This is a genomic window from Nonomuraea sp. NPDC052634, from assembly GCF_040678535.1.
Taxonomy (GTDB): Bacteria; Actinomycetota; Actinomycetes; order Streptosporangiales; family Streptosporangiaceae; genus Nonomuraea; species Nonomuraea fastidiosa.
In genome coordinates this window covers 409,863-436,373 of sequence record NZ_JBFATY010000004.1, presented here as the reverse complement: position 1 = coordinate 436,373, position 26,511 = coordinate 409,863, and the positions used below count along the sequence as shown (strand labels likewise).

Annotated in this window: 23 protein-coding genes, 1 tRNA gene and 2 pseudogenes; 12 read left to right on the top strand and 14 right to left on the bottom strand. The window is 71.4% G+C overall.

Annotated features, from left to right (window positions below; translation table 11 throughout):
• The first annotated feature begins 262 nt into the window (after positions 1 to 262).
• From AB0K67_RS21295 to AB0K67_RS21270, 6 genes are read left to right on the top strand one after another with little or no spacing between them, the layout of a single operon-like run.
• Positions 263 to 544: a hypothetical protein gene (locus AB0K67_RS21295; protein WP_364062585.1), complete on the top strand. Its 282-nt coding sequence runs from the start codon at positions 263 to 265 to the stop codon at positions 542 to 544.
• Positions 541 to 1,410: a hypothetical protein gene (locus tag AB0K67_RS21290; protein WP_364062582.1), complete on the top strand. Its 870-nt coding sequence runs from the start codon at positions 541 to 543 to the stop codon at positions 1,408 to 1,410. Before AB0K67_RS21295 ends, AB0K67_RS21290 begins: the two co-directional genes overlap by 4 nt.
• The gene (locus AB0K67_RS21285) at positions 1,410 to 2,573 is read left to right on the top strand and encodes a hypothetical protein (protein ID WP_364062579.1); all 1,164 of its coding nucleotides are present in this window, start codon (positions 1,410 to 1,412) and stop codon (positions 2,571 to 2,573) included. Before AB0K67_RS21290 ends, AB0K67_RS21285 begins: the two co-directional genes overlap by 1 nt.
• Positions 2,560 to 4,056: an SCO6880 family protein gene (locus tag AB0K67_RS21280; RefSeq protein ID WP_364062576.1), complete on the top strand. Its 1,497-nt coding sequence runs from the start codon at positions 2,560 to 2,562 to the stop codon at positions 4,054 to 4,056. Before AB0K67_RS21285 ends, AB0K67_RS21280 begins: the two co-directional genes overlap by 14 nt.
• A gap of 28 nt (positions 4,057 to 4,084) precedes the next feature.
• A complete protein-coding gene (locus AB0K67_RS21275; RefSeq protein ID WP_364062573.1) occupies positions 4,085 to 5,575 on the top strand; it encodes an ATP/GTP-binding protein in 1,491 nt (496 codons plus the stop codon).
• 28 nt (positions 5,576 to 5,603) lie between these two features.
• The gene (locus tag AB0K67_RS21270; RefSeq protein WP_364062570.1) at positions 5,604 to 6,134 is read left to right on the top strand and encodes an SMI1/KNR4 family protein; all 531 of its coding nucleotides are present in this window, start codon (positions 5,604 to 5,606) and stop codon (positions 6,132 to 6,134) included.
• Positions 6,135 to 6,178: 44 nt separating this feature from the next.
• On the opposite strand, the pseudogene AB0K67_RS21265 reads toward AB0K67_RS21270, so the two are convergent.
• The 4 genes and pseudogenes from AB0K67_RS21265 to AB0K67_RS21250 all read right to left on the bottom strand — a co-directional run.
• Positions 6,179 to 6,463 (bottom strand): annotated as a pseudogene (locus tag AB0K67_RS21265) (transcriptional regulator); the annotation flags it as partial.
• A 37-nt stretch (positions 6,464 to 6,500) separates the two neighbouring features.
• Positions 6,501 to 6,635, bottom strand: a complete 135-nt coding sequence (locus AB0K67_RS21260; RefSeq protein ID WP_364062567.1) for a hypothetical protein — start codon at positions 6,633 to 6,635, stop codon at positions 6,501 to 6,503.
• A complete protein-coding gene (locus AB0K67_RS21255; protein ID WP_364062564.1) occupies positions 6,632 to 7,018 on the bottom strand; it encodes a hypothetical protein in 387 nt (128 codons plus the stop codon). The genes AB0K67_RS21260 and AB0K67_RS21255 overlap by 4 nt, the downstream gene beginning before the upstream one ends.
• 418 nt (positions 7,019 to 7,436) lie before the next feature.
• A complete protein-coding gene (locus tag AB0K67_RS21250; RefSeq protein WP_364062561.1) occupies positions 7,437 to 8,270 on the bottom strand; it encodes a helix-turn-helix transcriptional regulator in 834 nt (277 codons plus the stop codon).
• A 165-nt stretch (positions 8,271 to 8,435) separates the two neighbouring features.
• Between AB0K67_RS21250 and AB0K67_RS21245 the strand changes: the two genes are divergently transcribed.
• The gene (locus AB0K67_RS21245) at positions 8,436 to 9,455 is read left to right on the top strand and encodes an aldo/keto reductase (protein WP_364062558.1); all 1,020 of its coding nucleotides are present in this window, start codon (positions 8,436 to 8,438) and stop codon (positions 9,453 to 9,455) included.
• Between the two features lie 82 nt (positions 9,456 to 9,537).
• Here AB0K67_RS21245 and AB0K67_RS21240 read toward each other — a convergent pair whose 3' ends face one another.
• The gene (locus tag AB0K67_RS21240; protein WP_364062555.1) at positions 9,538 to 9,882 is read right to left on the bottom strand and encodes a hypothetical protein; all 345 of its coding nucleotides are present in this window, start codon (positions 9,880 to 9,882) and stop codon (positions 9,538 to 9,540) included.
• 194 nt (positions 9,883 to 10,076) lie between these two features.
• Positions 10,077 to 10,775, bottom strand: coding sequence for a TetR family transcriptional regulator (locus AB0K67_RS21235; protein ID WP_364062552.1), 699 nt, complete (start codon positions 10,773 to 10,775; stop codon positions 10,077 to 10,079).
• 39 nt (positions 10,776 to 10,814) lie between these two features.
• Between AB0K67_RS21235 and AB0K67_RS21230 the strand changes: the two genes are divergently transcribed.
• Together AB0K67_RS21230 and AB0K67_RS21225 are read left to right on the top strand one after the other, a co-directional pair.
• Complete coding sequence (locus AB0K67_RS21230; protein WP_364062549.1) at positions 10,815 to 11,816, top strand: saccharopine dehydrogenase NADP-binding domain-containing protein; 1,002 nt, start codon at positions 10,815 to 10,817, stop codon at positions 11,814 to 11,816.
• A 723-nt stretch (positions 11,817 to 12,539) separates the two neighbouring features.
• The gene (locus AB0K67_RS21225) at positions 12,540 to 13,487 is read left to right on the top strand and encodes a hypothetical protein (protein WP_364062546.1); all 948 of its coding nucleotides are present in this window, start codon (positions 12,540 to 12,542) and stop codon (positions 13,485 to 13,487) included.
• Positions 13,488 to 13,721: 234 nt separating this feature from the next.
• Here AB0K67_RS21225 and AB0K67_RS21220 read toward each other — a convergent pair.
• Positions 13,722 to 13,806: transfer RNA gene (locus AB0K67_RS21220), tRNA-Tyr, on the bottom strand.
• A gap of 481 nt (positions 13,807 to 14,287) precedes the next feature.
• On the opposite strand from AB0K67_RS21220, the gene AB0K67_RS21215 reads away from it, so the two are divergent.
• Together AB0K67_RS21215 and AB0K67_RS21210 are read left to right on the top strand one after the other, a co-directional pair.
• The gene (locus tag AB0K67_RS21215; protein ID WP_364062543.1) at positions 14,288 to 14,779 is read left to right on the top strand and encodes a YajQ family cyclic di-GMP-binding protein; all 492 of its coding nucleotides are present in this window, start codon (positions 14,288 to 14,290) and stop codon (positions 14,777 to 14,779) included.
• 132 nt (positions 14,780 to 14,911) lie between these two features.
• A complete protein-coding gene (locus AB0K67_RS21210; protein ID WP_364062540.1) occupies positions 14,912 to 15,376 on the top strand; it encodes an NUDIX domain-containing protein in 465 nt (154 codons plus the stop codon).
• 5 nt (positions 15,377 to 15,381) lie between these two features.
• On the opposite strand, the gene htpX is transcribed toward AB0K67_RS21210, so the two are convergent.
• From htpX to AB0K67_RS21175, 7 genes and pseudogenes are all read right to left on the bottom strand, one after another.
• A complete protein-coding gene (gene htpX, locus AB0K67_RS21205) occupies positions 15,382 to 16,233 on the bottom strand; it encodes a zinc metalloprotease HtpX (RefSeq protein ID WP_364062537.1) in 852 nt (283 codons plus the stop codon).
• Between the two features lie 163 nt (positions 16,234 to 16,396).
• Positions 16,397 to 17,860: an NADH-quinone oxidoreductase subunit N gene (locus tag AB0K67_RS21200; protein WP_364062534.1), complete on the bottom strand. Its 1,464-nt coding sequence runs from the start codon at positions 17,858 to 17,860 to the stop codon at positions 16,397 to 16,399.
• A complete protein-coding gene (locus tag AB0K67_RS21195) occupies positions 17,857 to 19,647 on the bottom strand; it encodes an NADH-quinone oxidoreductase subunit M (RefSeq protein ID WP_364062531.1) in 1,791 nt (596 codons plus the stop codon). The genes AB0K67_RS21200 and AB0K67_RS21195 overlap by 4 nt, the downstream gene beginning before the upstream one ends.
• Positions 19,644 to 21,644 (bottom strand): NADH-quinone oxidoreductase subunit L, encoded by a 2,001-nt coding sequence (locus AB0K67_RS21190; protein ID WP_364062528.1) that lies wholly within the window; start codon positions 21,642 to 21,644, stop codon positions 19,644 to 19,646. Before AB0K67_RS21190 ends, AB0K67_RS21195 begins: the two co-directional genes overlap by 4 nt.
• 521 nt (positions 21,645 to 22,165) lie before the next feature.
• Positions 22,166 to 22,465, bottom strand: a pseudogene (nuoK, locus tag AB0K67_RS21185) (NADH-quinone oxidoreductase subunit NuoK); the annotation flags it as partial.
• The gene (locus tag AB0K67_RS21180) at positions 22,465 to 23,190 is read right to left on the bottom strand and encodes an NADH-quinone oxidoreductase subunit J (RefSeq protein ID WP_364062525.1); all 726 of its coding nucleotides are present in this window, start codon (positions 23,188 to 23,190) and stop codon (positions 22,465 to 22,467) included. The gene AB0K67_RS21180 and the pseudogene nuoK, both read right to left, overlap by 1 nt.
• Complete coding sequence (locus AB0K67_RS21175; protein ID WP_364063257.1) at positions 23,187 to 24,791, bottom strand: 4Fe-4S binding protein; 1,605 nt, start codon at positions 24,789 to 24,791, stop codon at positions 23,187 to 23,189. Before AB0K67_RS21175 ends, AB0K67_RS21180 begins: the two co-directional genes overlap by 4 nt.
• A 314-nt stretch (positions 24,792 to 25,105) precedes the next feature.
• On the opposite strand from AB0K67_RS21175, the gene AB0K67_RS21170 reads away from it, so the two are divergent.
• Positions 25,106 to 26,377, top strand: a complete 1,272-nt coding sequence (locus AB0K67_RS21170; RefSeq protein ID WP_364062522.1) for a serine/threonine-protein kinase — start codon at positions 25,106 to 25,108, stop codon at positions 26,375 to 26,377.
• Positions 26,378 to 26,511: the final 134 nt, after the last annotated feature.

The following is a 26,511-nucleotide window of genomic DNA, read 5'->3' as shown; positions in this document are numbered from 1 at the left end:
CATCGATACTCGTTCGCCGCCCGCGGCCATTGCGGGAACCGCACCGAGAAAGGTGTCGTTAGTGGCCGCGCGCGATTCCGCACAGTAAGGTTTTACCTGGTCAACGGCCGATGCTGCGAGATATTCGGATGGCGTCAGCCGCACAAATATCTGTTCCCGAGAAATAAGGCGGTCCTTGTCATTTCCTTTACCGGAAGATGCCCCGGCGCATTGTCACGGGGCCGGCGATCTACTCAGCGACTGATCACACCGGAGGACCCACATGACGCGTTTGCTGGCTGATGTGCTCGTGCTCGCCGGCGTCCCCGACCCTGGCATGGGGACGCCGCCGCCCGGTTCGGAGAAGCTGCTGACCGCGCTGGGCTGGGCGACGTGGATCGTCACGGGATTGTGCGTGGCCGGGGTGATGGGCGTGGCCGCCCGCATGGCGCTGATCCATCACCGTGGCGAGGGCGGCAGGCACGCGATCGGGCTGGCCTGGGTGATGGCCGCCTGCGTGCTGCTCGGTTCGGCCTCCGGCCTGGTGAGCGCCCTGCTGTCATGACGTCGACCAGCCGGCGATCCGCCGAGCCGCCCGATCTGTCCGCCCCGCCGCCTCCGAGCGAGCCGGCCGCGCCACGGACCTCGCGCGGCACGGCATTCTGGGCGGCCGCCGTCTTCGTCGCGCTGACGGCGGCGCTGGCCGTGGCGGTGCTCGTACGCACTGAACGGCATCCCGCCGCCGACCGGCCGCCGCCCCGCGCGCCCGTTCCGTCACCGCCGCCGGCTCCGGCGGCCGCACCACCGACACCCTCCCTGCCTTCAACGCCCTCAACACCCCAGATGTCCTCCACCCCGTCCTCGCCGCAGTCCGCCGCAGGGTCTGGCCGGTGCCCCGCCACGCCCGGGACGGCCTCCCAGGAGCTGCCCGAGCAGCCGCCCGCCGACGTCACGTGGACGGTCTTCCACGGCGTCGCCGAGCCCGTCTCACGCGAGCACGGCCCGCACCGCGAGGAGGCCGACGTGCACCGCTGCTACGCCCACACGCCGACCGGCGCGCTGATCGCCGCCTGGCAGATCGCCACCCGGTTCGTCCTCGCCGACGACTGGCGCGGCGTCGTCGAGTCGCAGGTGCTGCCGGGTCCCGGCAGGGACGCCTACGTGGCCCAGCGCCGGCAGGTGCGCACCGGGCTCGACACCGGCGGCAAGGGCCAGCTCGCCGCGTACGCGATCGCCTCGTACACGCCCGAGGTGGCCACCGTCCAGCTCGTCTCCCGCTTCGCCGCCACCGGGCGGCTCCAGGTGAGCACCGTCACCGTGGTGTGGAGCGACGGCGACTGGCGGCTGCGGCTGCAGCCCGACGGGTCGGTCAGCCCGAGCGTGCAGGCGGTGACCTCGCTGGCGGGGTTCGTGCCGTGGAGCGGGGTGTGATGAGGACCGTACGAATGCTGTCACCAGAACCCGAGACGAGCCTGTGCGACCTGCCCGGATCCGACGTGGTCTGCGCGGGCACCGGCGGCGCCGCCGACGGCGCGGCGGGCGGCGGGGTGATCCACGAGCTGGCCGATGCGCTGCAGGAGGCCCAGGTCAAGGTCCTGAGCATGATGGCCGAGTTCTCGGGGAGCAGCGCCGCCGCGCCCGTGCTGTCCGACAGCGTCGGCCCCGTGGCCTGGCTGCAGGAGCGTACGCACTGGTACGTCGGCCTGCTCGCGGTGCTCGGCCTGGTCATCGCCGCCGGGCGGCTGGCACTGCGGCGGCGGGCCGAGCCGGCGATGCGGGCCACGGCGGGCCTGCTCACGCTCGCGGTGGTCACCGGCTGCGGCACGGCGGCGATGTCGCTGCTGGTCGAGGCCGGTGACGCCTACTCCGGCTGGATCATCGGCCAGGCCCTGGACAGCGCCGGCCTCGGCTACGACTTCGGCACCGCGATCACCCGGCTGGCCGGTCTGCAGAGCGTGACACTGCCTCCCGGGCTGATGATCGTGCTGGCGTTGGCCTCGATCGTCTCCTGCATCCTGCAGATCATGCTCATGCTGGCGCGCGTCGCGCTGCTCGGCCTGCTGGTCGGGATGCTGCCGATGGCGGCGGCGCTGAGCGGCACCGAGGCGGGGCGCGCCTGGCTGACCCGCATCGCCGTCTGGGCGCTCGCGTTCGCGCTGTACAAGCCCGCCGCGGCGACCGTCTACAGCTACGCCTTCCTCGCGATGGGCACCCCGTCGTCGGAGCTCGCGCAGATGTCCGGCCTGGTGGTGATCATTCTGGCGGTCGCGGCGCTGCCGGCGCTGATGCGGCTGCTCGCCCCGGTGGTCGGCGCGGTCAGCCGAGGCGGCGGCGATACCGTTCCCGCCATGGCGTACGCGGGCGTCGCCACGGGCGCCCGCATCCTGCCCGCGCTCGGGAGGAACCACGCCGCCGTCCCCGGGATGGACGCGGGCAGGACGGTGCGCCCGGCGGGGCCGACGGGCGCGCGGCCCACGACCGACCCCCGCGACTCTCGAGGCAAGGCCCCGAGCGCCCCGACGATCAGGAAGGCGGCCGCCGCCACCGCGGGCGGCACACCCCTACGAGAAGGAGAACCGGATGGCGACCGCTGACTCCGAGCGCACCTACGGCAACTGGCGCCGCCCGGCCAGCCCGGGGATCGGCGAGCTCGGCCTGCTGGGCACCCTGCTGCTGCTCGGCGGCCTGGTGGCCTGCGTCATCACCATGATGGTCTCGTTGCGGGCCGCGCTGGTCCTCGCGGCCGTGCTCGCGTTCGTGCTGGCGCCGATGCTGCTGCTGCGCGACCGGCACGGGCGTACCGGGCTGCAGATCGCCGTCGCCCGCCTGTCGTGGCTGCGCGGCCGCAGCAGCGGGCGGCACCTGTACCGGTCGGGGCCGCTCGGCCTCACCCACCGTGGCGCCTTCCAGCTTCCCGGCCTGGCCGCGGCCTCGCACGTCCTGGACGCCAAGGACTCTCGCGGCCGGGACTTCGGCCTGATCGTGGTGCCGGCGACGGGGCATTACACGGCGGTGTTCGAGGCGTCCGTCGAGGGGGCCGCGCTGGTCGACGGCGACCAGGTGGACACCTGGGTGGCGCACTGGGGGCAGTGGCTGGCGGGCCTGGCGTACGAGCCGTCGCTCGTGGCCGCCACCGTCACCGTCGAGACCGCGCCCGACCTCGGCACCCGCCTGCGGCGCGAGGTGGCCGACAACCTCTCGCCCGACGCCCCCGACCTGGCGGCGGCCGTGCTGAACGACGTCGTACGGACCTATCCCGCCGGTTCCGCGCAGGTCTCCACCCGGATCGCCGTCACGTACGCGGCCAACCCGCGCGGCGGCGGCCGGCCCCGTACCACCGAGGCCATGACCCGCGAGATCGCCACCCGCCTGCCCGGACTGACCGCCGGGCTCAGCATGGCGGGCGCGGGCGCCTGCCGTCCCATGACCAGCGCCGAGATCGCGGAGGCGATCAGGATCGCGTACGACCCCGCGAGCCACCGGCTGCTGGAGGCGGCCAGGTCGGGAGGCGAGCCGGTCGCCCAGCCCTGGGACCAGATCGGCCCGGCCGCCGCCCAGGAGTCCTGGGACCACTATCGGCACGACTCCGGCATCTCGGTCACCTGGGCGATGAGCGAGGCCCCCAGGGGCGAGGTGCTCGCCCCGGTGCTCACCGACCTGCTCGCCCCGCACCGCGACGTCGCGCGCAAGCGGGTCTCGCTGCTGTACCGGCCGTACGATCCGGGTAGCGCCGCCCGCCTCGTCGAGCGCGACCGCAAGGACGCCCGCTTCCGTATCGGCGGCGTCAACGCGGCCGCCCGCGACACCGTGGCCGTGGCCGCCGCCGACCAGAGCGCCCGCGAGGAGGCCAAGGGCGCGGGCCTGGTGCGCTTCGCGATGCTCGTCACCGCCACCGTCCCGCGTTTCGAGGACCTGCCGGCGGCCGTCGCCGCGATCGACACGCTCGCCCCATCCGCGCGGATCCGGCTGCGCCGCATGTACGGCGCCCAGGCCGCCGCGTTCGCCGCCGCGCTGCCGCTCGGCCTGGTACTGCCCGACCACCTGCGGATTCCCGCGTTCGTCAGGGAGACCATGTGACCGCCCCCGTCCCGGGAGGGAGCTGACCATGCCTCGGAGGACTTCCGCGTCACCGCCGCCCGTCCGGCGTCCTGGCGCGCGCGGGTACGCAGGGCGCGGCGGCGGCCGCGTGCCGTACGTCGAGGCTCCGCCCGAGTGGCGCGGCACCACCGTGCAGGTGTGCGGGCTGTGGCCGTTCGGGGTCGGGTCCAGCACGCCCGCGATCGGCGTGCCGCTCGGGCGCGAGCTGACCGGCGGCGCGACGCTGTGCTGCGACCCGATCTCCTGGTTCGCCCGCGCCGGGCTCATCCACAACCCGTCGGAGCTGGTGCTCGGCAAGCCGGGGCTGGGCAAGTCCACCTTGGTACGCCGCCAGATCGTCGGCCTGGCCGGCTACGGCGTGATCCCCCTGGTGCTCGGCGACCTGAAGCCCGACTACACCGACCTCATCGCCGCGATGGGCGGGCAGATCATCAAGCTCGGGCGCGGGCTCGGCGCGCTCAACGTCCTGGACCCCGGCGAGATCGGCGCCGCCGCCGCGCGGCTGTCCGGCCTCGACCGCGAACGGCTGCTCGCCGACGCGCACGGCCGCCGGCTCAACACCGTCTCGGCCCTCATCACGATCGTGCGCGGCCGTCCCGTCGCCGACACCGAACGCACCATCCTGTCGGCGGCGCTGCGGGTGCTGGACGAGCGCCACCCGGGTGTGCCCATCCTGCCCGACCTGATCCACGTCATCGACGTCGGCCCCGACCCGGTGCGCGCGGTCACCCTGGCGCGCGGCAGCGAGGAACGCTACCGGCAGGTCGTCGATCCCCTGCACGCGTCCCTGCTCGGGCTGCTTGACGGGCCGCTCGGCGACGCGTTCGCCCGTGACACCACCACCCCGATCCGGCTGGACACCCCCGCCGGTGCCTGCATCGACATCTCCGGCATCGACGAGGCCGATCAGGAGCTGCAGGCGGCCGTGCTGCTGGCCTGCTGGTCGGAGGGGTTCGGCGCGATCGAGGCCGCGCACGCCCTGGCCGACGCCGGCCTCGCCCCGCAGCGGCGCTTCTGGGTGGTGCTCGACGAGCTGTGGCGGGTGCTGCGGGCCGGGCGCGGCCTCGTCGACCGCGTCGACGCGCTCACCCGCCTGAACCGGCAGCGCGGCGTCGGCCAGGCGATGATCACCCACACGATGAGCGACCTGCTGGCCCTGTCGGAGGAGGCCGACCGCCTCAAGGCCCGGGGCTTCGCCGAACGCGCCGGCATGATCATCTGTGGTGGGCTGCCCGAGGCGGAGATGGCCGCGCTCACCCAGGTCGTCCGCATGTCCGCCGCCGAGCAGCGCATGATCGTCGACTGGTCCACCCCGCCGAGCTGGGACAGCGCCCGCGACCGCGACGGCGAGCCGCCCGGCCGCGGGAAGTTCCTGGTCAAGGTGGGCGGCCGGCCCGGCATCCCGGTCCACATCGACCTCACCGCCGCCGAGCTCGCCGTCGACCGCACCAACAAGCGCTGGGCCCTGCCCGAGCCGCGACCCCCCAGGGACGCCTGAGCCCTGATGATCGTCTACCCTTCCGAGGATGGCGGATCTGGCGCTGCCCGATGCCCTGGCCGAAGTGGCCGGGATCGGCTTCGAGTGGGAGTGGGACGAGGAGGCCGACGAGGCCCGCGGCATCGACTTCGAGCCGTACGACCGGTTCGAGGCGCCCGAGCGTACGGCGTGGTGGCTGCGCCTGTGGACCGGGAACCCGGAGGTGGACGGCCGGGAGTTCCGCTTCTTCGGCACGACCGGGGGTGGCGGCTACGCCGGTTTCTGGCTCGTCCGGCCGGGCGCGGCCGTCTCCGAGCAGCCCGTCGTGTACCTCGGCTCCGAGGGCGAGCGCGGCGTGATCGCCCGCGACCTCGGGGACCTGCTCTGGCTCTTCGCCGCCGGCCTGGGCCCCGCCGAAGCCTTCGGCGACCCCGGCTGCGCCGCCGAGCCGAACGAGGGTTTCCGCGCGATCGCCGAACGCCACGCGCCGGGTGGCCGCCGCTCACCGGCGGAGATCGTGGAGGCCGCCCGCGCGGAGTTCCCGCACTTCCCGGACGTCATCGACGCGATGTGCCGCTGACGCGCCCGATCAGGCGAGACGTCGTGCGAGGCCCACAGCTCGGCGAACTCCGCACTCCCCTCCAGCAGCTCCGCCACCAGCTCCTCCACCTCGGCGACCCCTGGATAGCGCGCGGCGGCGGCCCGCAACCACCGGGCCACCTCCCGCCCGAACGCCACCCGATCCTCCTCCATCAGGACAGGCAGCCGGGTCTCACCTTCGCGCGGACCGAGAAAGGCGTACCGGACGAGGTTGCGATCACGCCGCGACAACGCGGAGAAATCGATGAGCAGAGCCGCCGCAAGGTCGTTCCAGGCGATCCCCTCGTAGGTCGCCGACAGCACGAGCATGGCGGCCTGCGGCAGGCGTTCCAGCAGCTCGAAAACGCTACGGTGCACGTCGCGGCACGGTCCGGGCGGCGGTCCCGGCGGCGCACGCGCCCTCCGGAGCCTCGGCGGACGCCGGGACGGCGGCTGCACCGGCGACCAGCAGGCCGGCGGCGACGGCGAGGGGGAATCTCATCGGTGCTCCTTCAACGGGTTGGTGTCCGCCCAGCGGCTGTCCCTGATCGCGGTGTACGTCAGGAGCCCGCTGTCCGCGGCGGATCGGACTTCGAGGGAAAGGGGCCTGCCGGAAGCCGGGTCGATCACCAGCCGGGTCCTGGTGGCCCCCCGGTAGTCCGGCGGCGCGAACTCGCCGGAGTCGTACTCGACCGCCTGCCCGGCCCGGCCCAGCACGTCGGTCGTCACCCCTACCGTCCCCGTGGCAGCTCTCGTCAAAGCCCGCACCACAACGTTCAGCTCTTCCCGGGCCACCCACCCCGACGGCATGACCGGCACCTGGAACAGCTCGCCACGAACCCGCCGCCCAGCCGGCCACGCCGACCAGACGATCAGTAACGTCACCGCGACAAGGCCGGCGATCAACGCCCACCGATACGCCGTAACCCCGTCGGGCAGATGATCACTGACCACATTGACCGGTGAGCACCACCAGCGTCCCGATCACCGCACCCGCAGCGCGCCGTCTCCGACGAGCCACAACCCACCTCGACGCCATGGCGGCCCCCGCACCGCTTCCGACCCGATCAGCGCTCACCGTACTCGGCACGTCTCAATCCGCGCGACGTGGATTCGATCATGCAGCGGCATGATGCGTCTCCGTCGCCCCACTTCACGCTCTGGCGACGGCGCTCCTCTCCCGGAGGGATCACCCCACCGATCACCTCTCGTCAGCTCGCTTGCTGCCGGCCGTGTAGAGGCATCGGCCCCGGCGAACCTCCGGTGGCGATGCTGCCCGATCGTGTGCCCGTTCCGGTGCCCGTCAGACCTGGGCGCCCACGACCTCCAGCAGGCGCAGCCGCTCGGCCGTCTCACTGCCCTCCGCCGCCGTGAAGGCCATGATCCGCAGATCGGTGCCGAGCGCCGCGAGGATGTCGCAGTCGAGGGTGAGTTCGCCGACGCTCGCGTGCCGGACCGTCTTGGTCAAGGGCTCGTGCACACCCACCACGCCGGAGTCCCACAGCGCCGCGAAGTCCTCGCTCCGGGCACGGAGCTCATCGATCAGTGCGGCCAGTCCGGCGTCCTTCGGATAGCGAGCCGACGCCGCCTTCAAGTCGGATACGAACGCGGCGCGGTGACCCGTCTCCCTGCTCACCGCCTGGGGGTATCCGGCGGGCGGCTCCACGAAGGACCACCACACCGCGTTCCTCCCGAAGCCGCGCTGCGCGGGCGGGTTGCCGAACAGCGCGGCCCACAGCCGGTTCCACGTGATGAGGTTCCATGCGGCGTCGTACACGCTCAGCGGGGTGCCGGTCAGCCGATCCAGCAGGCGCTGGACGCCTGCCGGCACATGGTCGGAGATCTGCCCGGGGCCCGGCACCGCCTGACCGGCGAGCACGAAGAGGTGCTCACGTTCCGCCATCGTCAGCCGCAACGCCCGAGCCAGCGCGGACAGCACCTGCGGGGACGGGTTCGTCGACCTGCCCTGTTCGAGCCGCACGATGTAGTCGACGGACAGGCCGGCGAGCTGGGCGAGCTCCTCACGCCGCAGGCCGGGCGCGCGGCGTCCTCCGTCGTCCGGCAGGCCGACCTCGGCCGGTTTCGTACGATCCCGCCAGGCGTGCAACGCCCTGCCGAGATCCGTGGATCCGGTCATCTCCCCAGTATGGGCATTCGGCCCTGTCCCGTCGTGGTACTGCGGGTCCACTGGCTGTGGCGGGCACTGGCTGATGCCCGCGGGTCCGCGGAAGGTGGACGCACCGGCCGACGGGCGGTGGCCGGCGGGGACCCACTCGCCGGTCGGGACCGAAGGAGCACGTTCATGAAGTATCGCAACCTCGGGCGTACCGGGATCAAGGTCAGCCCGTACGGACTGGGCACGCTGATGTTCGCCAGCCAGATGGGCAACGACCCGGACGAGTCGGTCCGGATCATCCACAAGGCGATCGACGCCGGGATCAACCTCATCGACACCGCCGACCGCTACGCCGACTCCGAGGACATCGTCGGAAAGGCACTCAAGGGCCGCCGTGACGAGGTCGTCCTGGCCACCAAGGTCGGCCTGCCCATGGGCGAGGGCGTCAACCAGCAGGGCGCCTCCCGCCGCTGGATCACCGCCGCCGTCGAGAACTCCCTGCGCCGCCTCGGCACCGACCACATCGACGTCTACCAGCTCCAGCGGCCCGACCCGGACACCGACCTGGAGGAGACGCTCTCCGTTCTGACCGACCTCGTCAGGGCAGGCAAGGTACGCGTGATCGGCTCCTCGACGACGCCCGCCTCGATGATCGTGCAGGCCCAGTGGGCCGCCGAACGCGCCGGGCTGCAGCGGTTCCGCACCGAGCAGCCGCCGTACTCGCTCCTGAACCGCGGCATCGAGCGGGAGGTCCTGCCGCTGGCGCAGGAGTACGGCATGGGCGTCATGGTGTGGGGTCCGTTCGGCCAGGGCCTGCTCACCGGCCGGGTGCGCAAGGGCGGCGGGAACGACCTCAAACGCGTCCGGTTCTCCCGCCACCTGTCCGACGAACGCCGCATCGACGTCGTCGAACAGCTCATCCCGCTCGCCGAGGAGGCCGGCCTGCCCATGACCCACCTGGCCATGGCGTTCACCATCGCCCACCCGGGCGTCACCGCCGCGCTCCTCGGCCCGCGCACCATGGAACACCTCGACGACCTGCTGGCCGGGGCCGACGTCGAGCTGTCCGACGACATCCTCGACCGGATCGACAAGATCGTCCCACCGGGCACCGACGTCACCGCGCTCGACCAGGAGTACAAGCCGCCGGCGCTGCTCGACCCCACCCTCCGCCGCCGCCCCGCCGGGCTCCGCTCGGCGGCCTGAGCGCTCGAAGGCCTGCCCTGGGGGTGGTCCGGCCCTGGCACACGGCAAGCCGGCGTACGAGGCAAGGCTCAGCACGACCCGCTCACCGCTCAGGAACGGCAGCGTGAGTTGAGCGGAACGCACTGACCCCGACCGACGCCTTCGCGACCGCCATCAATTTCGCGGATCGCGGGCACGGGGCTCGAAGCCATCGATCGAGGACTGCGATGTCTTCGTTGGTGAGTCCTCGAAACGGCTCCACGTGGTGAAGGAGTGCCCGGCCGCTGTGGTGCGTGGAGACCCAGGTGCGATCGGCGTCGGTGATCTCGTCGTCGACCCAGGCGAACGAGCGTCCGGCCGCCCATGTCACCAGGGTGCGGGTCTTCCAGCAGAGCCCGAACCATCGGTCTTCGCGCTCGTGCTCGCCGGATGTCTCCGGCCAGGTCACGACCGGCAGGCGTGGCAGTCCGATTCGGGGTGCTATCTCGGCGTTCGCCTCCTCTTCCCAGGTGGTGGCCCAGACGAGATCGCAGGGCAGCGCCGCCAGCCTTCCCGGCCGGCGCGCCAGCGTCGGCCCGCTCAGCGACCTTCGATTCGACCACTCAGGCAGGGTACGTCCCCGAGCCGATCCACAGGCTCTGATCATCGCTCCCGGTCGTCGAGCGACCGAACGGGGCGGGGCAGCGTGGTGAGCATGCCGACGAGGGCGTCGAGTGCCCAGTCCCGCCACCGCGCATGGCTCCAGCCGCGGTCGCGGACCAGCAGGTTGTACGTCTCGGGGGACAGGACGGTCAGCGCGACGTCGGCCGCGAGCTCGCTGGTGAGCCCGTCGCGCAGGGGCGTCTTGCGGGCGAGCGCTTCGGCGAAGACCCGGAGTACGGTGAGGCGTTGCCGGAGGTTCGTGGACCAGACCGCGGCGAGGTCGGGATCGGCGGTGGCGGCACTGCGTACGACGTCCAGGAGGGTGGCCGCACGGAGGTAGATGTCCCCGGCGCCGGCCACCTGGCGGCGGAGCTGCCCGAGCGGGTCCGGATCGGCGATCGCCTCCCGCGCCCAAGAGCGTTCGAGGGTGGGCACGGGCTCGTCGTCGCCCGCGACGGCCACATCCAGGGCCGCGGTGAGAATGGCCCGCTTGGTGCTGAAGGCGTAGTAGACGGTCTGCTCGCCCACGCCTGCCTTGGCCGCGATGGCGTTGATGCTCGTGCCGGCGTAGCCGGTCGTGGTGAACAGTTCGGTGGCCGCCGCCAGGATGCGGGCGCGCGTCGCCCTGGCCCGTGCGGCCCTGCCGTCGCCTTTCCTCGCCGTACGGATGCCGCTGTCGTGTCGTGGTGCCGTGCTCACGACTTGACTATAGCGTCACTACAAAAACATTCTTGTAGCGTGACTACGAAAAGATCGGTCCTCATCCTCGGCGGGTACGGCGCGGTCGGCCGCGAGGCCGCCCTGGCCCTGGCGGAACGCCCTGGCACGAAGGTGATCGTCGCCGGACGCAATCCGGCTCAGGCCCGGCCCATCCCCGGTGTGACATCGGTACGCGTGGACGCCGCCGACCCCGCCGATCTGGCCGCATCGCTGAATGGCGTCACGACGGTGCTCATGTGCGCCGAGACCGGCAACGCGTCGGTCGCCCGCACCTGCCTGGAACGCGGCATCGGCTATGTCGACGTGTCGGCCTCGCCTGACGTGCTGGCCGCGATCGAGGAACTGGACGATCTCGCCACGGCGCGCGGCGCGACCGCCGCCCTGAGCGTCGGGCTCGTACCCGGCGTCTCCAACCTGCTGGCCCGCGTGGTCGCCGAGCGCTCGCCCGGCAACGGCCTCGACATCGGCGTGCTGCTCGGCTCGGGAGAGCGGCACGGCTCGGCGGCGATCGCCTGGACCCTGGACGGGCTCGGCACGCTCGACGGCTTTTGGACGATGACCTTCCCCGAGCCGTACGGCGCGCGCACCGTCCACCGCTTCCCCTTCTCCGACCAGTACACGCTGCCCCGGACGATCGCCGTGCCGTCCGCCCGCACGGGCCTGTGCCTTGACTCCCGCCTCTTCACCACGATGCTCGCCGCCGCCCGCCGCCCCGCGATCGCCGGGCTACTGCGCCGCCCCCGCGTACGACACCTGCTGCTCAAGACCCTGGAGAAGGTCCACCTCGGCAGCGACGGTTTCGCCGTGACGGTCACTGCCGGCACCGCGCGGGCGTCCTTCAGCGGGCGCTCACAGAGCCGCGCGACCGGCCGCGCCGCCGCCCTGCTCGTCCGCCACCTGCCGCAGGCGAAGGCCGGCGTGCACCACATCGAGCACCTGGTGGACCCGATCACCTTCCTGACCGAGCTGGCCGCCGAAGGTTTCGCCCTCGACATCGACGGCCGGCGCCATGGAGAGTAAGGCCGCCGGTAGGACCCCCACGCCCTCGAACTCAGAACCCACGGATCAAGGCCGGCGGACATCACGTCACCGCGCACCGACGGGCACAGCGTCGCCGCAGGGCAATCAGGCCCCGTCCGCCGAGTGCTCCCCACGCACGTGGGGATCTCACGAGCCCTCTCGTGGGGCCCACGCGTAGTCCCCGGCGTCAAGCGCTCGGCCCGCAACCGGTGCTGATGCGGCGCCTCGGCTACGACTCCTACCTGGCGCAGGGCGGCGACTGGGGCGGCGTGGTGGCCACCCGCATGGGGAAGCAGCGCCCCGACGGCCTGCGCGCCGTCCACCTCAACTTCCCCGAGTTCCTCGCCCTGCCGCCGGCCGGCGACGAGCCGACCCGGGAAAGAGGCCGCGGCCCTGGCCCAGGGCGAGACGTGCGCCCATGTCCACTCCGGCTACCACCTGCTGCAGCGCACCCGGCCGCAGACCATCGGCTACGCCCTGACCGACTCCCCGGCGGGTCAGGCCGCCTGGATCTACGAGAAGTTCCTCGATTGGGCCGCCCCCGGCGCCTTCACCCTGGACGAGAGGCCGTACGCGGCGGCAAAGAGCCGCGACAGTATGTCCGACGCCCTCGCAACAGCCCTCCCGGCCCTGACAAGAGACAAGCCCGGACGCCCGGACCCAGCACTCCTCCGCAAGGCCCTACGCCACTACGTCCTGCTCCCCGAGGCCAAACGCCCGGATATGCCCGCCGACATCGCACGGGCCGTCCGCTGGCTGGAGACCGCATCGCTCACCATGCAGGATCTCAACGACACCAAGGCGGTCCGCCCGGCCCTGGACGCCCTCGCGCTCCGCCTCGACGGCAAGCAGGCCGGCGCCAACACGATCCGGCGCAAGCGCGCCGTCCTGCACCACCTCTTCGAGTACGCCGTCGAGCTGGAAGAGCTGCCGTCCAACCCGCTGCACCGCATCAAGTGGAAGGTCCCCAAGACGACCGAGACCGTGGATCCGCGGGTCGTGGTCAACCCCCGCCAAGCCCGGGAACTCCTGATCGCGCTCACCTACGTGGGCAAGCGCCAGCGCAACGGCAAGGGCCGGGGCCGGCGGCTGATGGCCATGTTCGCCTGCATGTACTTCGCCGCGCTCCGCCCCGCCGAAGCGGTCGGTCTCCGCGAGCAAGACTGCCACCTCCCAGCCGAGGGCTGGGGTCACATCACGCTCGACAGCTCCCGCCCCGAGGTCAACCGCCGCTGGACCGACACCGGCGACACCCACGAGCTACGCGGCCTCAAACACCGGGGCCAAGACGACGTCCGCCGCATCCCCATCCCTCCAGAACTGGTGAAGATCCTCCGGCAACACATCGAGGAATTCGGCGTGGCCCCGGACGGGCGGCTGTTCCGCAGCGAACGCGGCGGCGTGGTCGCCTCGACGGCCTACACCGAGGTCTGGCAGGAAGCCCGCACCCTCGCCCTCACACCCGCCCAAGTCGCCTCGCCGCTCGCCCGGCGACCGTATGACCTTCGCCACGCTGCCGTCTCGCTCTGGCTCAACGGCGGTGTCCCGGCCCCGGAAGTCGCCGCCCGCGCCGGCCACGGGGTGGACGTGCTGCTGCGGGTCTATGCCAAGTGCATCGACGGCCAGGAGGAGATCGTGAACCAGCGGATCGCGGACGTCCTCACCGCATGAGATCACGATCCGAACTCGAAAGGCCCCGGCTCCCCCGGGGCCTTTCGCCGTTCCCGGGGCCTCGCCATCCCGCGAAGCCCCCGCAACACGGGCCTCGACCTGGGGGAACGCCCCTCAGCTCCATCCCGCGTATATCCCGCGACCACCGACAACGGGCCGCTCAGGGCTGCCTCTGGCTGCATACCCCGGAAATGCAGAAGAGGCCCCGTAGGGCCTCTGAGCTGCACTTACTGCTGGTGGCAGGTGCAAGGTTCGAACTTGCGTAGGCTGAGCCGACGGTTTTACAGACCGCTCCCTTTGGCCACTCGGGCAACCTGCCTTGCCATCCGCTCTCGCGGCGACAGAAAGAAGGATAGCGGACTTCGGAGGTGTACGTGACACCGGTTTGTCCCGGAGCCGGATCTAATCTGATCTAGGCGGCCCCGACGCCGCCCCGGACTGCGACCGAGCGCTCCCCGGACGCCCCCGCGCGGCGCCCCGAACGGCCCAGGCGGTGCTCCCGGACGCCCCCGCGCGGGGTGCCACGAGCGCCCCAAAGCCGGGGGCCCAGATGCGCCCCGCAAGAGTCTCAGGCGGCCATGCCCCGGAAGCCCGGCCGGCCCGATGTGGGAAGCCCAGACAGCGGCCCCGAGCCAACGAGGCGCGAAGGGGAGGTCTCGGGCGTACGGGAAGGGTCGCCGTACGACGTGACCAAGGGGGCGCGAACCTGCACGGCGGGCCGATGCTGGCTAGGCTCGTGCGCTGGGTCCGTACGTTCGAACGGCCGGGCCGGTTTCACCGCAGCTGAGAGGATGGGTGCTTTGGCCGATTCATCTTTCGACATCGTTAGCAAGATCGACCGGCAGGAGGTCGACAACGCGCTCAACCAGACGGTCAAGGAGCTGGGGCACCGCTTCGACTTCAAGGGGACCGGGGCGAGCATCAGCTGGTCCGGGCAGAACAACATCGAGCTCAAGGCCAACAGTGAAGAGCGCGTCAACGCGGCGTACGACGTGTTCAAGGAGAAGGTGATCAAGCGCGGGCTGTCGCTGAAGATCCTGGACGCGGGTGAGCCGAAGCTGTCCGGCAAGGAGTACCGCCTGCTGGTGAGCCTCAAGGAGGGCATCGACCAGGAGCACGCTAAGAAGATCTCCAAGATGATCCGTGACGAGGGTCCGAAGGGGGTCAAGGCGCAGATCCAGGGCGACGAGCTGCGGGTCAGCTCCAAGAAGAAGGACGACCTGCAGCAGGTCATCGCCATGCTCAAGGGCAAGGACCTGGACATCGCCCTGCAGTTCGTGAACTACCGCTAGCCGGTCCGCGGGCATGCTGCGCCGGCTCGTACGATCGCGGAGAGCGTATTCGGGGCATGCGGCGACCCATCGCGCCGTGTGCCCCGAGCCGCCTCATAACGATCCGGTAAGCGGTGCGTATGCTCCATAGGCGTGGCGAAAATTCCCCTGCGCCGGTTCACGGCCCGCGTGCTGCCCATCGACGAGAATGACCGCGTTCTCCTCCTGCACGGTCTCGATCCGGCCCAGCCGGACAGGCGGTTCTGGTTCACCATCGGCGGGGCGCGCGAGGACGGTGAGACGCTCCAGGAGGCGGCGGCGCGCGAGCTGTACGAGGAGATCGGCGTCAGGGCGCGGCCCGAGGAGTTCACGGGGCCGCACGCCGAGGCGCTGGTCGAGTTCGAGTGGGGCGATTACGCCTTCACCCAGGATCAGGCGTTCTTCGCGATCCGGCTGGGCGGGCAGGCGGCGGTGTCGTTCGATCACATGGAGCAGATCGAGAAGGACACGACGCTCGGGCACCGCTGGTGGAGCGCCGAGGAGCTGGACGCCACCGACGAGACCGTCTACCCCGAGGACCTCGCGGTGATCCTGCGGAAGATCACCACGGGTCCGTAGAGGCGTCAGCGGCGGTAGCCCGCCATCCGCTCGAGGCGGGCCACCCGCTCGGAGGTGGGCGGGTGGGTGGAGAACAGGCGGCCGAAGCCGGAGCCGCTGAACGGGTTCGCGATCATCATGTGCGAGGCCGAGGTCAGGCGGCTGTTCTCGGGAAGCGGAAGCCGGCGCGCGCCCATCTCGATCTTGCGGAGGGCCGAGGCCAGCGCGAGCGGGTCGCCGGTGAGCCGGGCGCCCGATTCGTCCGCTTGGTACTCCCGCGTACGGGAGATCGCCATCTGCACCATGGTGGCCGCCACCGGCCCCAGCACCATCATCAGCAGCGCGCCGACGAAGCCCGGCCCCTCGTCGTCGTCCGAGCCGCCGAAGAACACCGACACGTAGCTGAGCCAGGTGATCATCGTGGCGAGCGCGCCGGCCACCGAGGAGATCAGGATGTCGCGGTTGTAGACGTGGGACAGCTCGTGTCCGATCACGCCGCGCAGCTCGTCTTCGTTCAGCAGCTGGGTCAGCCCGTACGTGACGCACACGGCCGCCTTGCGCGGGTTTCTGCCGGTCGCGAACGCGTTGGGCTGCACCGTCGGCGAGATGTACAGCCGCGGCATGGGCTGGCGGGCCTGCGTGGACAGCTCGCGGACGATCCGGTAGAGGGTGGGCTGCTCGACCTCGCTGACCGGCCTGGCGCGCATCGCCGACAGGGCGATGCGGTCGGAGAAGAAGTACGCCACGCCGTTGCTCGCCAGGGCGAGCACGAGCGCGATCCGCACACCGGTGCCGCCGCCCAACCACGCGCCCACCGCGAGAATCAGCGCCGACAGACCGCCGAGCAACACGGCGGTGCGCAGACCGTTGTGGTGCAAGGTCCCCCCCTTCGTGGTCCGGGTTCCACCACGTCCAACGTCGATGGCCCGGCTCTTCGTTCCCCAATGTGCTCACGTGGAGGCGCAGCGCGACGCGCCGGGGTCTCAGGCCAGGGCCGATGTTTCAGGCCGGGGGCGGGTTTCACGAGCCAGGACCGAAGGCTCAGGTCAGGGAGGCCATGTCGAGGACGAGCTGCGGCGCGAGTGAGAACAGCACGGCCGCCACCACGGCCACGCCCATGGCGTACCAGGCGGTGGCGGGCGGCGAGAGCGGCGCCCGGCTGCCGGGTGCGAACAGGCGGGCGGTCCAGACGGCGTAGTAGTAGAGGCCGATCACGGTGTTGACGGCCATGACGAGCGCCAGCCAGCCGGCGCCGCCCGCGACGATCTCGCGGAAGACGAACACCTTCGCGAACAGCCCGGCCAGCCCCGGCGGCAGGCCGGCCAGGCAGATCAGGCAGAACGCCAGCGCCAGCCCGGCCGCGGGGCGCCGGAACACCAGGCCGCGGTAGTCGTCGAGCTCGGTCTTGGAGACGAGCATGACGACGGTGAACGCGCCGAGGTTCATGGCGGCGTAGATGACGAGGTACGCGATGGACGAGCGCACCGCGGCCGTGCCCGTGACCGCGAGCGGCGCCAGGATGTAGCCGGACTGCGCGACCGAGGACCACGCGAGCAGTCGTACGACGGAGTGCTGGCGCATCGCGAGCAGGTTGCCCGCGGTCATGGTGAGCGCGGCCACGATGCCGACGATCGGCGCCCACGTGGCCGCCTGCCCGCCGAGCGCGGCGACCAGGACCAGGATCAAACCGGCGAAACCGGACGCCTTCGAGATGACCGAGAGCAGCGCGGCGACCGGGATGGGCGCGCCCTGGTAGACGTCGGCCGCCCATGAGTGGAACGGCACCGCGGCGATTTTGAACGCGAACCCGGCGACCACCAGCACCACGCCGACCGTGACGACCGCGGGCAGGCCCTCAGGGGCCCCAGGAGCCGCCACCTGGCCACTGAACACTCCGGACAGGCGGGACAGGTAGACCGTGCCCGAGATGCCGTACAGGAGCGACACGCCGAACAGCATGATCGCGGTTGAGACCACCGAGACCACGAACAGCTTCACCGCCGCCTCCGACGCGCGGCCGTCGTAGCGTTTGAGCGCGGTGAGGGCGAAGACCGGGAGGGAGACCAGTTCGAGCGCGACCACGAGCATGATCAGGTCGCGGGAGGCGGGCAGGGTGACGGCGCCGACGATGGTGCACAGCAGGAGGAAGTACCACTCGCCGACGGGGATGCCGCCGCCGGTCAGCTCGGTCATCGACATCAGGACGACCACCGCGGCGGCCACCAGCACCAGCCCGGCGAAGACCAGCGTGAACCCGTCGGCCACGAACGAGCACGTCGCCGCCGTGCCACCGAGCCGCTGCGGCACGCAGAACGTCGACCTCGAGCCCGTTCCCGCCGCCTGAGCGACCACGAACCCGGCCGCGACCGCGATCCCCGCCAGCGCGAGCACCCCGCTGAGCACCGGGCGGGCCGGCAGGAACGCGTCGAGCAGCAGCACCAGGGCCGCCGACAGGGCGAGCACCAGCGGGGGCGCGATCACGAAGTAGTCGATCTGCTGGATCATGACAGTGCTCCCAGCAGCGCCTGCACGGGGGGTGTGGTCAGGGAGAGCAGCAGGCCCGGCCAGAGGCCGAACAGCAGGGTCAGGACCACCAGCGGGGTCCAGGCCAGCCACTCGTTGGGCTTGACGTCGATCGTCGCGCCGGGCGGAAGCGCGGCGTCCGTACGTCCTGCCACGCCGGTCGTCGCATCAGGCGGAAGCGCGTCCGTACGCTCCGCGACGCCGGTCGTCGAACCAGGCGAAAGCGCGGCATCCGCACGCTCCGCCACGTCGGTCGTCGCACCCGGCGAAAGCCCGGCATCCGTACGCTCCGCGACGGCGATCGCCGCGCCGCCGCCCGAGCCGGTCACCGCGCCGGCCCCCGTGTCAGTCGCCGCGTCAGTCGCCGTGTCAGCCGCCGGGCCGGTCTCCGCCTCGTCCGCCGCACGCGGCCGTCCGTGGGTGACGCGCGACAGCATGACCAGGAAGTACGCGGCCGTCAGGACCGCGCCCAGTCCCCCGATCACCATGTACGTGAGGAACAGCCCGCGCGGCAGCGCGTCAGCGGGCTGGAACGCCCCGAGCAGGGCCAGCATCTCGCCCCAGAACCCGGCCAGCCCCGGCAGTCCCAGCGAGGCGATCGCCGCGAACGTCAGCAGCGAGCCCAGCCTGGGCAGCCGCGCCAGCAGGCCGCCGCCCAGGGCAGGCATGTCGGCGGTGTGGTGGCGTTCCTTGATCGCGCCTGCCAGGAAGAACAGCAGGCCGGTGATGAGGCCGTGAGCGACGTTCGCGAAGAGCGCGCCGTTGGTGCCGACCGGGGTGAGCGTGGCGAAGCCGAGCAGGACGAAGCCCATGTGGCCGATCGACGAGTACGCGATCATGCGTTTCAGGTCGCGCTGGGCCAGGCAGGCGAGGGCGCCGTACACGATGCCGACCACCGCGAATGCCCCCAGCCACGGGGCCGCCGCCTCCGCGCCCTCGGGCAGGACGGGGATGGCGATCCGGGCGAAACCGTACGTGCCCATCTTCAGCAGCACGCCCGCGAGCAGCACCGACCCGACGGTGGGCGCCTCGGTGTGTGCGTCGGGCAGCCACGTGTGCAGCGGCCACATCGGCGTCTTGACCGCCAAGCCCGCCCCGATCGCCACGAACGCCAGGATCTGTACGGACCTCGACATCCCGGCCCCGTGGGAGGCGTTGAGCGCCACGATGTCCAGCGTGCCCGCCTGCGCCCACACCAGCAGCAGGCCGAGCAGCATGACGACCGAGCCGAGCAGCGTGTAGAGGATGAACTTGACCGACGCCGCCCTGCGTCCGTCCCCGCCCCAGATGCCGATCAGGAAGTACATCGGGATGAGGACGATCTCGAAGAAGACGAAGAACAGCAGCAGGTCGAGCGCCAGGAACGTGCCGATCATGCCGACTTCGAGCACGAGCAGCGTGAACACCAGCGCCCGCGGCCTGGCGTTCATGAACTCGCGTGCGGTGCCGCGTCCCCAGCACAGGTAGACGAAGCACAGGAACGTCAGCAACGCCGTCAGCGTGATCAGCGGCAGCGAGATGCCGTCGACGCCGAGGTGGAACCGCATCCCCAGCCCTGGCACCCACGGCAGGTCCAGCTCGTACTGGATCGCGGCCGGGCGTCCGTAGTCGAAGGCCGCCACGAGCACGAGGCTCGCGGCCAGCGTGACGGCCGACAGGATCAGTCCGTACGGGCGGAGCACGGGGTGCAGGGCGCGCGGCGCGATCAGGAGCATCAGGGCCCCCAGCAGGGGCACGGCAAGGAGGACGACCGGGATCCACGCCATCATGTGAACACCACCGCCCCCACTGCGATCAACAGGACCCCGGCCAGGAGGCCGCTCACGTAGAGCTGGACGTTGCCGTTCTGGGCCAGGCGCAGCACCCCTGACAGGCCGCGGGCGGCCCTGCCTGAGCCGCGTACCGCGCCGTCCACGACCGTGTCGTCCGTCCTGACCACCCCTGTGGACAGGGCCAGGATCGGGCGGACGAACAGGGCCGCGTACGCGGTGCCGACGTAGAACGCGCGCTCGCACGGCGCCCGCAGCGGCCCGAGGAGGCGGGCCGGGTCGGCGAGGGGGTCGCTGCGCCAGAACGCGTAGACGACGCCCGCGCCCAGCACCGCGAGCACCACGCTGACGGCGGCCACGCCGAGCTCGACGTGCAGGTCGCCCGCGAACCCCAGCATCAGGGCGGGCACGGCCAGGACCGCGACGGGGACGAGCATCGTGCGCGGGGCTTCTCGGGCGTCCACGACATGGGCGGTGCCGGGCTCCGGCTCCTTGAGCGCCACGGCTCTCGGTTCGCCGAAGAACGTGCGCAGCCAGGCTCTGGTGGCGTACGCGCCGGTGACGGCCACGGTCGCGAGCGCGCACCCGTACAGGAGAAGCGCCGCAGCGTCGGTGAGGCTCTGGCCGGACAGAGCGTCGTCCATCGCGGACAGCAGGCCGTCCTTGCTGAAGAAGCCGCTGGCCGGCGGGAGGCCCATCAGGGCGGCGAACCCGATCGTCATCGCCACGAACGTCACCGGCAGCTCCCTGCGCAGGCCGCCCATCCGCGTCATCAGGTTGGAGCCGACGTGGTGGATCACCACGCCCGCGCATAGGAACAGCAGCGCCTTGAACGCGCCGTGCGTCAGCAGGTGGAAGACGGCCGCGGTGTCGGAGCCTGCCGCGAGCCCGCCGGCCATGTAGGCGAGCTGGCTGACCGTGGAGTAGGCGAGGACGCGCTTGAGGTCGTCCTGGGCGAGCGCGGCCAGCGCGGCCCCCAGCATGCCGAGCGCCGCGATGACGGCGAGCACGTCGAGCGTGGGCCGCGCGGCCACGAACGCCGGGAACAGCCTGGCCACGATGAAGATGCCGGCCGCGACCATCGTGGCGGCGTGGATCAGCGCGCTGATCGGGGTCGGGCCCGCCATGGCGTCCGGCAGCCACGTGTGCAGCGGCACCTGGGCGCTCTTTCCCGCGACGCCCGCCAGCAGCAGCATCGTGGCCGTCACGAGCGTCGCCGCGGACATCTCGGGCACCTTCGCCAGGACGTCCGCGATGCGGAAGCTGCCCGCCCCCATGCCCAGCACGAAGATGCCGAACAGGAAGCCGACGTCGCCCAGGCGGGTCACGAGGAAGGCCTTCACCGCGGCGCGCGAATTGCCGCGATCCTCCCACCAGTGGCCGATGAGAAGGTATGAGCAGAGGCCCATGATCTCCCAGCCCACGTAGAGGACGAGGAGGTCGCCCGCGTACACGACGAGGAGCATCGCGCTGGTGAACAGGCTGACGAAGGCGCTGTAGGAGGGGTAGCGCGAGTCGTCTTTGAGGTAGCCGACCGAGTAGACCTGTACGGCCAGCGCCACGAGCGTCACCAGGACGCCTAGGACGGCGGAGAGCGCGTCGGCCTGGAGGGTCAGGGAGATCGGGACGCCGCCGGTGATGATCGTGCCGTAGGTCTGGCCTGTGGGTGGGGGGTGCTGGGCCCCCGTGAAGTAGGAGAAGCCCGGCGTCCACGCCAGCCAGACGGCCAGCACGGCTGAGGCTGCGGTGGGGACGACGGCGATCCACGCCGCCCTGCGGGAGCCAGCGGTACCGGCAGTGCCGGCGCGGGAGCCAGCGGTAGCGGCAGTGCCGGCAGCGGTTGTGCCGTCGGTACCGGCAGTGTCGGCTGCGTCAGCCGCGCGAGCGGCGCCTGTGGTGCCCGCCGGTGGCCTGCCGGGACGCCAGCGGGAGAGCAGCAGACCGGCCGCCGCGGCGACGAACGGCAGAAGCACGGCCAGCAACGGGAAGTTCGTCATCAATCACCACCGCCTCGGTTGACGCGGTGCTCGCACTCCTCCGGGAGGTGCTCGGCAGGCTGATCCGCCTGCAGGCCGCGCTCCGCAGGACGATCCGGCTGCAGGCCGTACTCAGCAGGACCATCCGGCTGCAGGCCGCGCTCCGCAGGACCATCCGGCTGCGGGGCGCGCTCCGCAGGATGATCCGGTTGCGGGCCCGAGGCGGGTCCAAGCCGTGCAGCGGCAACGCCCGGCTCAGAAGCAGGTTCGGTCTCCGGCTGCCCAGGGGCAACGTCGGCCTCCGGAGCGGGCGCCGCCTCGGGGGCCGAAGAAGCGTCCGGCTCCGAACCCGTCGCAGCATCGGGTCGCCTAGAAGCGACGTCCGACGCCGAAGCCGACGCGAACTCTGGTCGCACAGAAGGGCCGCCGACCGACTGAGTGGGCGTTTCTACGGGGGCGAGGACCGCCGTCTCGGTGGGCGTTCCTGCGAGGTCGAGGGCCGCCGGCTCGGTAGGCGTGCCGGTGGGGTCGGGGGCGGGTTCGGTGAGGGCGCGGAGGTGGTCGATGTCGATGGTCTGGCGGTTGCGGTAGAGCGCCAGGACGATCGCCAGGCCCAGCCCCACCTCGGCGGCGGCGATGACGATGACGAAGAGGGTGAGCACCTGCCCGCTGTGCAGACGGTCGCCCAGCCACACGTCGAACGCCACCAGGTTGAGGTTGACCGCGTTCAGCATCAGCTCGACCGACATCAGCACGAGGATCGTGTTGCGCCGCGCGAGCACGCCGTAGACGCCGATGGAGAACAGGAGCGCGGAGACGACGGCCGGATAGACGATGTGCACTACTGCCCCCCGGTCTGGTCGGGAGAGGTGCCGCCGACAGTACGGTCGTCCGACGACGGCTCCGCCGTCTGATCAGGCGGTGCGGCGGCTACGGGCTCACCTGGAGGCGGCGTGCTCTGCGGGTTGAGGCGCGCCGTGCCGGAGTCGCCGCCGTCCGGTTGCTCACCCGGTGTGCCGCCCGAGGCGGGTGCGGGGCCGCGGATGTCGGTGCGGGATAGGACGATGGCGCCGATCAGGGCGGCCAGCAACAACACTGACAGTGCCTCGAAGGGCAGGACCCACGTGGCGAAGATGCTGGCGCCGAGCTCTCCTGCGGCGCCGGGGCCCGGGGTGAGGGGTGTGTAGGCCGTACGGAAACCATCGATCACGACCGTGACGAGGATCGCCGCGGTCGCCACCGCCACCACGGCGGCGACCACTTTGTTGCCGCTGTCGAGGTCGGCTGAGCGGCCGATGGGCGCCCGGGTGAGCATGAGGCCGAACAGCAGCAGCACGATGATCGCGCCCACGTAGATGAGCACCTGGACCCAGGCCACGAACTCGGCCGTCAGCACGAGGTAGCCTCCGGCGAGCGCACCGAAGCAGACCACGAGCCAGAGGGCCGCGTGGACGATTTGCTTGGTCATGACGACGAGCAGCGCCGATCCAACCGCTACCGCTCCCAGCAGCAAGAAGACGATCTCTTGCCCGGTGGGTGACAGGTAGGAGGGCACCGCCTCGGTCACGACTCCTCCTCGGACTCCCTCGGCTCGTCAGGACCGAGCCGCCCTGGGGGCCTGATGGACCGTGGATCGGCCATCCTGCGCCGGCGGCGGCTCGCGGCAGAAGTCTGCCCTGGCTGATCGGGCTTCGGCGGCGGCTCGCCCTCGGCTGTGGACAACTTGCCTGGAGGTGGGTCGCCTGTGGATGAAGCCCCGTCTCGGTCTTGCGTTACGGGCTTGTCTTGGGTTGTGAGGTTGTCGCCTTGAGCTGTGTCGTTGCCTGGAACTGCGTCGTTGTCGCGACTTGTGGAGTTGTCGCGGGCCGTGTCGTTGTCTCGGGGTTGTGCCTCGTCTCGTGCTTCTCGTGCCTCGTCCGAACGACCGTCGCCGGCCTCAGCGCCATCTGAGCGCACGTTGCCGGAGCCCGCGTCACCGGAGCCCGCGTCACCGGAGCGCGCGTTGCCAGGGCGGGTGTCGCCGGAACGCACGTCGCCAGACCCGGCATCACCGGAGCGGGCGTCGCCAGAACCTGCGTCGCCGGAACGCACCTCGCCAGAGCCCATGTCACCGGGGCGGGCGTCGCCGGGCTGGAGGGCCTGCCCTGGGTAGGTGGGACCTCCCTTCGCCTCTTCGGCGGGCGCCTGGGACTGAGTGGCCGGGGTGACGGTAGGAGTGTCCGGGGTCGGCAGGGAACCCGGAGGGCGGATTCCCCGTACGTTCGTCATCACGCGGCGAGCACGGCCACCCGGGCGGGACGGCCTGGTCGTGGGGCCCGGCTCGGCCGACGGAGTGCCCTGGGCGGTTCCGGACGCCGACGTGGCTCCCCCACCCACGCCGGACGCCGACGTGGCTCCCCCACCCACGCCGGACGGCGGCGTGGCTTCTCCACCCACGCCGGACGGCGGCGTGGCTTCCCCGCCCGCGCCGGACGGTGCTCTGGTGTCCGCAGCGGCGCCGGACGACCGTGTCCCGCCTTGATCAGCAGCGGACGGCGGCGTCATCCCCCCGCCGGCGGATGACGACGGCGTGGTTCCCCTGCTAGCGCCGGGCGGTGGCACCGCTCCACTCTCGGTGCCAGGCGTCGACACAGCCCTCTGCTGGGTTCCAGGCGTCGCCTCGGCTCCCTGGCCTGTGCCGGGAGTTGCCTCGGCTGCCTGGACCGTGCCGGACGGCGGCTTGGTTCCCTGGTCCGTGGCAGGAGCCGAGGCGGCCGCCTGGCCCGTACCGGAAGCACCCTGTGACCGGGCCGCGGGCTGGTCGGCGGCGGGGCGGGGGCGAGGGGTACGAGCGGGGCGGCGGGCGGCCGTCAGCTCCTTGGGCGGTTCCGCGCCCGGATCGTGGGCGGGCGGCGGAGGGACGGTCTGCACCCAGGCGCCCAGTTGCTCCTTCTCGTGAAGGAGGTCACGGATGTCGCCTTCCGCGTACTCGAACTCCGGCGACCAGAAGAGCGCGTCGAACGGGCAAACCTCGATGCAGATGCCGCAGTACATGCACAGCGAGAAGTCGATCGCGAAGCGGTCGAGGACGTTGCGCTGCCTGGGGCGGCCGCCCTCGGGGGCCGGGATCGTCTCCTTGTGCGAATCGATATAGATGCACCAGTCGGGGCACTCTCGGGCACAGAGCATGCAGGAGGTGCAATTCTCCTCGACCAGTGCGATGACCCCGCGGCTCCGGGGCGGCAGGGCGGGCTTGACCTCGGGATATTGCTGCGTAACCGACTTACGCAGCATGTGGCGAAGGGTGATCGACAACCCCTTCACCAGTCCCACTCCCGGCATCCGCCCCATGTTCAACATCATGGCGCACTTGGGGGCGGACGTGAATGAGGGAGTCGGTTGTCCCCAGGTTTTCCACAGCTATCCACAGACTGAGGGCTAGTTATCCACAGACTGTGTGCATGCCCGGAATGAACCGATCGCAGGGCGATAGTCTCTCGGCCATGCAGCACAGCGATCCGATCCGGCCGAGTGGCCTGCGATGGGCGGCCGCCGTTGTGTGGGCCTGCCTGCCGTTGGTCACCTGCGGCGTCGCGACCCCGGTCACGATGGGGATCGCGGCCATCTGGCTGCGCAACGTCTGGCATGGGGTCGCTGCCTGCGTCTATGCGGTCGGCATCGGGTCGTTCGTTCTGACCGCGCTCACGTACGAGTACGAGCTCGCTCCTACGGAGCTGTCGATGCTCGTCACCCTCGGACTGGTGATCAGCTGGATCGGCGGGACCATCCACTCGGGGATCCTGGTGCCGTCCATGGTCAAGGCGCGGCTGGGCCCCGCCCCGATGGTCCATGCGCCGCTGCCGCCCGCCGACGTACGGCATCGCCCTGCCGAGATGCGTCACACTCCTCCAGCCGAGTTGCGGCACACCCCTCCCGCCGACATGCGGCACACCCCTCCCGACGTGCGGCAACGCATAACCGCGCCCTCCCAGCGGCGGCCGCCTGAGCAGCCGGAGTGGATCGGGCATTACCGCGTGCTGCGGCAGCTCGGGCGCGGCGGTCAAGGGGCCGTCTACCTCGCCATGGCGCCCAACGGGACGCAGGTCGCGGTGAAGGTGCTGCACGATCTGGTGGACGAGGTGGCGCGGGCGCGGTTCGCGCGGGAGGTCGAGTCGGCGCGGCGGGTGGCCACGTTTTCCACAGCCCGGGTACTCGACGTGAACATCGGGGGGCAGCACGCGTACATCGTCAGCGAGTACGTGGACGGACCGTCGCTGGAGCAGCTCGTCAGGACGCACGGTCCCCGGGACGAGGACAGCCTGACGCGGCTGGCTTTATCCACAGCCGGGGCGCTGGCGGCCATCCACAAGGCCGGGGTCGTTCACCGGGACTTCAAGCCGAGCAACGTGCTGATCGGGAACGACGGGCCGCGGGTGATCGACTTCGGCATCTCGCGGGCGCTCGACCAGGTGACGATGACGTCGGGGAAGATGGTGGGCACTCCGCCGTACATGTCGCCCGAGCAGCTCAAGGGCGAGCCTGTGGGGCCGCCGTCCGACGTGTTCAGCTGGGCGGTGACGATGGTGTTCGCGGCGACCGGGCGGCCGGCGTTCGGGGAGGACACGGTGCCTGCCGTGTTCAACCGGGTGCTCAATCACGAGCCCGATTTGTCGGCGGTGCCGCCCTCCTTACGCGGCATCGTTGGCGCCTGCCTCAGTAAGCAGCCTGCGGATCGTCCGTCTGCTTCGGATGTGATGTTGTCGATTGTGCGCTGAGCTTCGGGGGTCAGCGGCCCTCGCCGGAGCTCAGGCGGTCGTTGTTCGTCGGGGTCTCGGTGGCCGGGGTCTCGGTGGCCGGGGTCTCGGTGGCCGCGGGTCACGATCACCGCGGGTCACGATCACCGCGGGTC

Excerpts from the sequence above, each read along its gene's own strand:
- AB0K67_RS21295 (WP_364062585.1), top strand. The coding sequence starts at position 263 with ATGACGCGTTTGCTGGCTGATGTGCTCGTGCTCGCCGGCGTCCCCGAC.
- AB0K67_RS21290 (WP_364062582.1), top strand. The coding sequence starts at position 541 with ATGACGTCGACCAGCCGGCGATCCGCCGAGCCGCCCGATCTGTCCGCC.
- AB0K67_RS21285 (WP_364062579.1), top strand. The coding sequence starts at position 1,410 with ATGAGGACCGTACGAATGCTGTCACCAGAACCCGAGACGAGCCTGTGC.
- AB0K67_RS21280 (WP_364062576.1), top strand. The coding sequence starts at position 2,560 with ATGGCGACCGCTGACTCCGAGCGCACCTACGGCAACTGGCGCCGCCCG.
- AB0K67_RS21275 (WP_364062573.1), top strand. The coding sequence starts at position 4,085 with ATGCCTCGGAGGACTTCCGCGTCACCGCCGCCCGTCCGGCGTCCTGGC.
- AB0K67_RS21270 (WP_364062570.1), top strand. The coding sequence starts at position 5,604 with ATGGCGGATCTGGCGCTGCCCGATGCCCTGGCCGAAGTGGCCGGGATC.
- AB0K67_RS21260 (WP_364062567.1), bottom strand. The coding sequence starts at position 6,635 with ATGAGATTCCCCCTCGCCGTCGCCGCCGGCCTGCTGGTCGCCGGTGCA.
- AB0K67_RS21250 (WP_364062561.1), bottom strand. The coding sequence starts at position 8,270 with ATGACCGGATCCACGGATCTCGGCAGGGCGTTGCACGCCTGGCGGGAT.
- AB0K67_RS21245 (WP_364062558.1), top strand. The coding sequence starts at position 8,436 with ATGAAGTATCGCAACCTCGGGCGTACCGGGATCAAGGTCAGCCCGTAC.
- AB0K67_RS21225 (WP_364062546.1), top strand. The coding sequence starts at position 12,540 with ATGCCCGCCGACATCGCACGGGCCGTCCGCTGGCTGGAGACCGCATCG.
- AB0K67_RS21200 (WP_364062534.1), bottom strand. The coding sequence starts at position 17,860 with ATGATCCAGCAGATCGACTACTTCGTGATCGCGCCCCCGCTGGTGCTC.
- AB0K67_RS21195 (WP_364062531.1), bottom strand. The coding sequence starts at position 19,647 with ATGATGGCGTGGATCCCGGTCGTCCTCCTTGCCGTGCCCCTGCTGGGG.
- AB0K67_RS21190 (WP_364062528.1), bottom strand. The coding sequence starts at position 21,644 with ATGACGAACTTCCCGTTGCTGGCCGTGCTTCTGCCGTTCGTCGCCGCG.
- AB0K67_RS21175 (WP_364063257.1), bottom strand. The coding sequence starts at position 24,791 with ATGCTCTGTGCCCGAGAGTGCCCCGACTGGTGCATCTATATCGATTCG.
- AB0K67_RS21170 (WP_364062522.1), top strand. The coding sequence starts at position 25,106 with ATGCAGCACAGCGATCCGATCCGGCCGAGTGGCCTGCGATGGGCGGCC.